We start from the raw sequence: 7,975 nt of genomic DNA on the forward strand, positions 1-7,975 counted from the left end.
CCTCGTCGAGTATCGGGCCGTCGACGACACGTATCGGTGGGTCGCCGAGGTGGAACCGTGACCCGCGACGACGACGCGGACCGCGAGGAGGACGCTCCCGAGCCGGCGGACGTCGACCCCGGCGGGACGCCCGACACGGACCCGCGACATATCGATCCGGCTGGGGACCTCGCGGACGCCGTCGAGAACGGCGAGCTCGACCTATCGCTCGCCGAGGACGAAAGCGCCGACGAGCTCCGGGCGTTCGTCGACGCCGCCGAGGCGGGGGAGCTCGGGCCGGTCGATCCGGCACTTGAGGCGCAGGTACGGATCGCCCGCACGCTCCTGGAGGACGTCGACGACGACGGGAACGAATGAATCACCGCCGACACACGGCTGAAACACCGGGCACAGTCTGGGCACAATCCCCCGACCCGACCACTTTCACCCCGGTCCTTCAAACTAAGTCCCGTCGGGTGTTGTAACTACTCAAGAAGATAGGATCACGCCGAAAACGGCCAGGATGTTGGCGCATCCTGACACCCGTGTCGTTGTGGTACGGATCGGTGTTCGCTACGCCCCCAACGAAGAGGACGTGTATGGGACCCTTCGTTCCCCCGGCTCTTGTCCTTTTCCCCTCGGCGGGTGTGTGGCGTTCACCGTGAAAACAGCAGTATGACGCCTACATGCCAGAAGATTACACAAACGCCGAACGCGACCGCGACGTATTGACCGAGCCGAGCCCGTCGGCCGGCTACCGAACCGTCTACCGAGCGCTTGAGGTATCGCTATGAACGACTCTCCCGCCGACACGATCGACCAGCTCGCCGAGTACCTTCGACTGAACCCCGACGCGACCGCCGTCGGGACGGTCGGCGCGATCGGCGCGGACCCCGATCGGTGGGTGGACGTCGTCGAGAACGCGCTCGCGACGGCGGACCCGCCGGCGACCCTTCGGAACGCCGAAACCGCCGGAACGGAACCCGATCCCATCCGGTCGAACCCCGGGGGGAACGCGGACGCGAGCCCGTCCGCGACGCCGGATCCGGACGGACGGACGGACACCGCCGACGCGCCGGACGTCGACCCCGGTCTTAACCAACAGTCACCCCCCGACGACGGTCCGGTGTTGGTTAAGAACACGGACGCGCCGGTCGGCTGGAGCGACGCCGACTTTTCGGCGACCCGGTCGGACACCTACCCGCCCGAGCTCCTGGAGCGGACCCGGTGGATGGGACGCGCCGGCGACGACGGAAAGCTCCCGTTCTCCCCGTGGGGGGACGCCGACCCCGTCGACGCCGACCCCGACGACTCCCCCCGGTGGGAATGGAAGCGCGCCGAGAACTACGCCGACGGCGACACGGTCGCGATCGCCGAGGACGATCCCCGGCTCGCCGGTCGCGTGTTCATCCAACTGGAGGACGATCCGTTTGCGTTCGTCGACGGCGACGACGTCCGCGACCCGGACACCGGCGAGATACACCCCGCGTTTCGGGCGATCCTCGCACACCTCGGGGTGACCTACGCCGACGTGTCGACCTCGGGGGCCGGCGTTCACGCCTACTACCACGCGCCGGACGGGCTCCCGATCGACGGGAAGGGGCAGGCGACCTTTCCGATCGACACCGAACCCTGGGGAGCGAACGACGACGCGCCGACCGTCGAAATCTATGCGAACACCCATGTCAACGTAACCACCGGCGAGCACGTCGACGGGACGCCGCTCGACCTCGCCGAGTGGGACACCGGAGCGCTACGGGCGATCCTCGAAGCGAACGGATACACCGACAAGCCGACCGTATCGCACGACACCGACCGCGACCGTCCCGAGCTGGAGGGATACGACCCCGACGCCGTCGACGCCGACGACACCGCCGAGGACGTCCGCGACGTGTTGAAAGCGGTCGACCGGCTCCGGGCGTCGGACCTCCCGCTCCGGTCGCGACGGACGGGGGAGGATTCGACCGGCTGGAGTACGTGGGATCCGTCCTACCGCTCCAGCGAAAGCGGGGAGAGCGTTCACTCTCCCCCCGACGAGCCGGTGTTTCACGACCACAAAGAGGGGGAGAGCTACGGGGTCCTCGGGCTCTTTGCCGCCGAGGAGGGTATCATCCGCGAGCCGTGGGACCGGCTGGAGGGGTCCGATTGGTGGGACACCGTCGACGCCGCTCGCGACGCCGGCGCGCCGATCCCGTCGTTCGACACCGTCGACGACACCGAACCGGCCGCCGTCCTCCCCCCGAGCGTTCGCGACCTCGCGACGGCGGCGAGCGGGTGGGATTGGAAACACGCCGGCCGGGACACGGAGCTCACGATCGACGCCGTCCGCGAGCGGACCGTCGACGCGATCGCCGACGCCTACGGGCGGGGTGACCGGACCCTGATCGAATCGCTCCCGACGGGCGGGAAAACCTACGGGTCCGTCCTCGCGGCCGCCCGGACCGGCGAGCCGGTGACGATCCTCACGGGGCGGGGTCGAAAGGAGCAGTACGCACAGCTCCGGGAGTGGTGCGACGAGCACGGGCTCACACACTACACCCTCCCGTCGTTCACCCGCGACTGTGAGACGGCTAACGGCGAGCACGGGGAGGAATGGGCCGACCGGGTCCGGGGCTGGTACAACCGGGGAGCGACCCCGAAAGCGATCCATGCGTTCGCCGAGGACGTCCTCGGGCGACCGCTCCCGTGTCAAGAACACGAGGGCCACCGGTGCCCCTACGCCGAAAAGTGGGACGTCGACCCCGACACCGACGGAAGCGCCGATCCGGGGGAGGACGCCCCGATCGACGTGTTGATCGGACACTACGCCCATGCTCACAAACCGAAGGTGACGACGGGCCGGACCGTCGTTTTCGACGAGTTTCCGGGCGGGTCGTATGAGACGACGCTCGCCGAGGCGGGCGACCTCCAGCGATCCGTGTCGCACTTTCTGGAGGGGGTCGACGCGATCCCGTTCGACACCTACACCGACCTCGTCGAGAACCGGAGCGACGAGAGCCGGCGCGCGGACGCTTTGCTCTGGTTCGACGAGCACGGGGTCGAACCCGACGAGCGGGCGGTGTTCGACGACCGGAGCGCACACGCCGACGCCCCGATCGCCGCGTTCACCCTACTTGCCGCCGAGGACCTCGGGAACGGGTACGAACGCGCCGACCTCGGCGACGCCGGCCGGGCGGTGTTCGACCGGGCGACCGGGGCCGTGTCGGTCCTCCGACCCCCCGCTCTGGAGTACGTGACCGGCGTCGTCGCGCTCGACGGGACCCCGACGAAACGAATGTGGGAGCTGACCCTCGGCGAGCGACTGACCCACCGGCCGATCCTCGCCGACGCCGAGCGGGCCGAGTACGTCCGCGACGCTTTGAATCTGAACCTGGTTCGGACCACCGAATACGTGAAACCCTACAACTCGGCCGAGCACGTCAACACCGCCGAGGACGCCGCGCTCCTGGAGGGGATCGCCGACGCGCACGGCGAGCGACCGGCCGTAATCACGTCGTCGACGGCAGAACACGAATACGACGCCGAGGACGTCCTCCAGTACGTCGACGACACCCGTCACTACGGGAACGTCCTCGGGAGCAACGAATACGACGACACCCGGCTCGGGGCCGTGATAGGGTCGAACCACTACGGGGACGGGTACATCAAGAAGTGGGGGGCCTACGCCGGCGACGCCGTCGAACGCGGCGACGGGAAAGGGGCCGACCTCTCATACACCGGGATCGGTGACGACGTCCTCCAGCACATGAGGGAACACGAAACCCTCCAGGCGGCGATGCGATTCGGTCGCGACGGGAACGGGGCCGTCGTGTACGTTCACACCGACACCCTCCCCGACTGGGTCCCGATCGCCGCCGAGGGGCGGGTCACCCGAACCCGGAGCGACGGGGAGCGGGCCGTCCTCGAAGCGGCCGCCGAGCTCGGGGAGTGGCGGACCGCCGACCTCGCCGAGCACCCCGCCGTGTCGGTCGGCGAGCGGCAGGTGTTCAACATCCTGAACCGGCTCGCCGAACGCGACGACGCGCCGATCGATCGGGAGTACGACGGGCGGGGCTACACCTACCGCGACGACGGTTTACATGAGGTAAACGACCACGGGGAGGTGACGATCGACCCGGTCGACCTGGAGGACGTCGACGACGACGAGACGGTTCGGGAAATAGCACGTAGTAGTATCTATACGTGGGATTTCTTGAACCGGACCGCCGATCCCGACGCCGACCCGGCGCGGACGTCGACCGACGCCGTCGACGACGCGATCGACCCCGCTCCCGGAGGTGACCCCCCGCCAGAACCGGGGGACTAACCCCATGCTCCCGACGGCAGATCGCCCACCGCCGAGCGACGGATCCGCGCCGAGGGCGGTTCAAGGGCGAGAGCAAACTAACCGTGCGTAAGCCGGTGATAACGACCGGCTCAAACCAGCGAAACCAGCGATATGAATCAGCCATACACCGATTCAACCGGGCACCCCCCAGGGGGCACCCATGAGTAGCACCGACCCCGCGAGCACACACGCGAGCACCGACACCGCCGACGGCGACGACTCGGCGGACTACGACCAAATGCTCGACACGCTCGACACCGCGATCGAGGAAGCGCGTCGGAAAGTCGAGAGCGGGCGGGTGTACGATCCCGAGAACGAACGGGTCCGAATCAAATGGATCCGAGCGCTCGCGTATACCGTCAACGTCCGCCGGCAGGTGACGAACGACCGCGACCTCGAAGAGCTCGCCGAGCGGCTGGAGCAACTGGAGGACGTCGCCGAGGGGGAACGATGACGGGACGGAAAAGCCGCCGGGAGATCGAAAAGAAGATCGACCGACTCGGCGACGAACACGCCGCGCCGGACGTCGACCGCGCCGAGGGGGATCTCTCCCCGCTCGCCGCTCGGCTCCGGGAGCTCGACGACGCCTATCGCGAGCACGTCGACGGCGACGCTCGGGAGGAAACCCAATACGCCGCGATCTACCACAGCCTCGGGCTCGACGACACGGACGCCGACCCGCCGGCGACGCCGACCCCCGAAGCGTCGCGGATCGTCGCCGAGCTGGAGGAAAAACACCCCCCGGACGTCCTCGCCGCCTACGGGGAGCTGTACGTCGTCGCCGCCGAGGAGGGGATCTAACCATGACCACCGTTCAACGTCACTACCACTACCGCGCCGTCGCCGCGATCGACCCGGAGAGCTACACCCCGACAGACACCGGCGACGGCGTCGGGTATGCGTTCAGGTTCACCGACCCCGTCCGCGAGCAACTGGAAACGCTCGCCGCCGACGCGATCGAACGGGAGACGGGAGCGACCGCCGTCCGGGTCGACGCCGAACGCGGATACGTCGACGCCGTCGTTCGCCCCGCTTTGGAGGGAACGACCGGGTCGGACATCCTTAGCGCGCTCCAGGGGGTCGCGAGCACATGGAACCGACGACACGCGACCGCCGACGGCGACGGCGGGTATCTCGACCCGCTCCGGTTCGGCGATCGGTATCTCGAAGCGGTCCGTCCCGAGGACGGGCTCACCCCCGAGGGGTTCGTCGATCGGTACTGCGACCCGCCGGAAAACCTCCCGGCTGACGAGCCGGTCCTCGACCTCGACGGGAACGCCGACCGCGACCGGAACCCGAACCGACACCTCCCGGTGACGTGTATCGTTCCGATCGACCCGGAGAGCTACACCGTCGACCGGGGGAGCCGGAACGAGCCCGTCACTTTCGAGTGGGGGAGCGAGCACACCGAACAGCTCCGTCACAAACTCCAGCACGGGACCAACTGGAGCGGCGACGCCTACCGGGTCCGCGTTCACCCCCACTACATCCGGGTGGACGTCGACACCGGAGCGATCGCCCGCCCGCCGATCGACGCGCTCCACCCGAGGATCCGGAACGCGCTTCAGGCGTTCAACGTCCGTCGCGCCCCGCTCGGGGTCGACGACACCCGCCGGGAGATACGCCGCCCGAAACTCCAGGTGGGTGACACCGTGTATATCGGGTCGCGGACGGTCGACGGACGGGGCGACGACGCGGCCGCCGTCGCGCTCGACGCCGTCGACGACACCCCGCCCGAGGACGGACCGGAGAGCGACGACAGCGACGACGACGACGACGACGGCGGGATCCTCGGGCGGTTCAGGTAGGGGCTCGCCGGGCGGACCCCATGACCCGGCGCGTTCAGGGAAACCCCATGAGCCCCCAACGCCGAGGACACCGACCGATAACCGTTCGGTACACCGGCGGTCCCACACGTTCAGATAAATAGCCTAATACCCAACCCGTGGGACGGGATCGACGACGCCGGCGGACGTCGACCCCGACGCCGTCGGCCATGTTCGATCCGATAGGTAACTCCCGAGAAACGTGTCTGACGCGGGATCGACGGCGAAACGTGTCGGAAACGGGACCGTTACGGGACCGACCGGCTCGCGTGTTGGTTAAGAGACGCCGCCCGTGTTGGTTAAGACCGGGAGCGGCGACGCCGTCGACGATCGGGCGGAAATCAAAGAAGCGGCTGGGGGTTACTCCTCGACGCCGTCGCACCCGTCCCGGTGGGTCGCGTGTTGCGTGTCCCCCTGAAGGACCTCGACGCCGCACCCGGTACACCGAACGAACCGGGCGCCGGTCGGCTCGCCGTATTTGTCGTGTTCCGTGAACGGACCTTTCCACCGAGGACCCTCCTCGACGACGGTCGCGTGTTCGGTATCGGTACGCCCTTCGGGCTGGGTTTCGTATACGGACATGGTCGTTCTCCTAAGACCGACCGGCTCGCGTGTTCCAAGCACGCGGGCGTTTCAACACGCCCCGAGGAGCCGACCCGTCTTACCTATACATACAAAGGCACACGGTATAAAGATACCGACACGGCTCGAAACGGTCGGATACACACAACGGTCCCGTTAACGGCAAAGGTTATTGCCTTTGTGTGTATAGGGTGAGATATGGGACGCGACCGAAACGAACGCGGGAGGTACGCGGACGGGATCGACCCCGAAACGGTGATGGACGTGTTCGACGCTCGCGACGACGCCGCCCGCCCGGTGACGGCGAGCGACGTAGTCGAGGAGCTGGGGATCGCCCGGCGGACCGCACACAACAAACTGAACGCCCTGGTTGAACGCGGGACGCTCGACACGCGGAAGATCGGGGCGCGGGGGCGGGTATGGTGGATCCCAGACCGGGGCGACGCCGACACGTTCGACGGCGAGGAGTTACGCGGGGACCCGACGACGACGCTCGCCGACGAGAGCGGCGACACGGACGCGAGAGCCGACGCCGTCGACGACGCGACCGACGGGCCGGCCGACCCGCCGGCGGACGCACACGGCGCGGACGCGGTCGGCGAGGAGGACGCCCTCGACGCGGTCCTCGCGGACCTCCCCGGTACGGTCGACCCGGCCGACGCTCGCGAGACGATCTATACCGCTCGGGAGTACCTTCGGGAAGCGGGACCCGCGAGCAAAGCGACGATCGTCCGCGAGATAATGCCGACCCACCCGCTCGGGTACGACCCCGACGCCGCCCTCGCGAAGATCGACGCCGGCGACCGATACCGAGGGGCTTGGTGGCGGAAGGTGGTTCGGCCGGGGCTTGAAGCGCTCCCCGACGTGTCGAAACCGCCGGCTGGGGCGAGCGAATGGAAAGCGACTGAGGGGGACACATGAACCGGTCCGACCACGGTGATTCTATGAACCTTCTCAAGGCCCAAATTCGGGCCTCTCAGGTTGCTATACTCGACGCCGCCCTCGCCGGGTGGGACCCGTCGACCGGAATCGATCCGGCGGTGACGCGAGCACAGACACGCCGCGCGGCCGAACACCTCGCGACGACGGGCGACCCGCTGGGGCGGACGGACCTCGTCGACGCGCTCGCGGACGGGAGCACGCTCGACACGGCGAGCTGGTGGGGGCGAGCGGTCGACCCCGGCCTCCGGCGGCTCGCCGACGCCGACCTCGTCGAGTATCGGGCCGTCGACGACACGTATCGGTGGGTCGCCGAGGTGGA

8 protein-coding genes are annotated in these 7,975 nt (G+C 68.4%); 7 read left to right on the forward strand and 1 reads right to left on the reverse strand.

Features of this window, described 5'->3' with window-relative positions; genetic code table 11:
- Positions 1-57 precede the first annotated feature (57 nt).
- The 5 genes from ESO89_RS17915 to ESO89_RS17935 all read left to right on the forward strand — a co-directional run bounded on the left by ESO89_RS17915 (position 58) and on the right by ESO89_RS17935 (position 6,114).
- The gene (locus ESO89_RS17915) at positions 58-357 is read left to right on the forward strand and encodes a hypothetical protein (protein ID WP_241686291.1); all 300 of its coding nucleotides are present in this window, start codon (positions 58-60) and stop codon (positions 355-357) included.
- 412 nt (positions 358-769) lie between these two features.
- Entirely contained in the window at positions 770-4,285 is a 3,516-nt protein-coding gene (locus tag ESO89_RS17920) for a hypothetical protein (protein WP_128906762.1), read from the forward strand.
- Positions 4,286-4,466: 181 nt separating this feature from the next.
- Positions 4,467-4,760, forward strand: a complete 294-nt coding sequence (locus tag ESO89_RS17925; protein WP_206731800.1) for a hypothetical protein — start codon at positions 4,467-4,469, stop codon at positions 4,758-4,760.
- Positions 4,757-5,107, forward strand: a complete 351-nt coding sequence (locus ESO89_RS17930; protein WP_128906763.1) for a hypothetical protein — start codon at positions 4,757-4,759, stop codon at positions 5,105-5,107. Before ESO89_RS17925 ends, ESO89_RS17930 begins: the two co-directional genes overlap by 4 nt.
- A gap of 2 nt (positions 5,108-5,109) precedes the next feature.
- On the forward strand, positions 5,110-6,114 hold the full coding sequence (locus ESO89_RS17935) for a hypothetical protein (RefSeq protein WP_128906764.1): 1,005 nt from the start codon (positions 5,110-5,112) through the stop codon (positions 6,112-6,114).
- A 378-nt stretch (positions 6,115-6,492) separates the two neighbouring features.
- On the opposite strand, the gene ESO89_RS17940 is transcribed toward ESO89_RS17935, so the two are convergent.
- A complete protein-coding gene (locus tag ESO89_RS17940; protein ID WP_128906765.1) occupies positions 6,493-6,714 on the reverse strand; it encodes a hypothetical protein in 222 nt (73 codons plus the stop codon).
- 198 nt (positions 6,715-6,912) lie between these two features.
- Between ESO89_RS17940 and ESO89_RS17945 the strand changes: the two genes are divergently transcribed.
- Positions 6,913-7,635 (forward strand): hypothetical protein, encoded by a 723-nt coding sequence (locus ESO89_RS17945; RefSeq protein ID WP_128906766.1) that lies wholly within the window; start codon positions 6,913-6,915, stop codon positions 7,633-7,635.
- 23 nt (positions 7,636-7,658) lie between these two features.
- The coding region (locus ESO89_RS17950; protein ID WP_164932836.1) for a hypothetical protein at positions 7,659-7,975 on the forward strand (317 nt) is incomplete at its 3' end.

This window comes from Halorubrum amylolyticum (assembly GCF_004114995.1).
GTDB classification, from domain to species: Archaea; Halobacteriota; Halobacteria; order Halobacteriales; family Haloferacaceae; genus Halorubrum; species Halorubrum amylolyticum.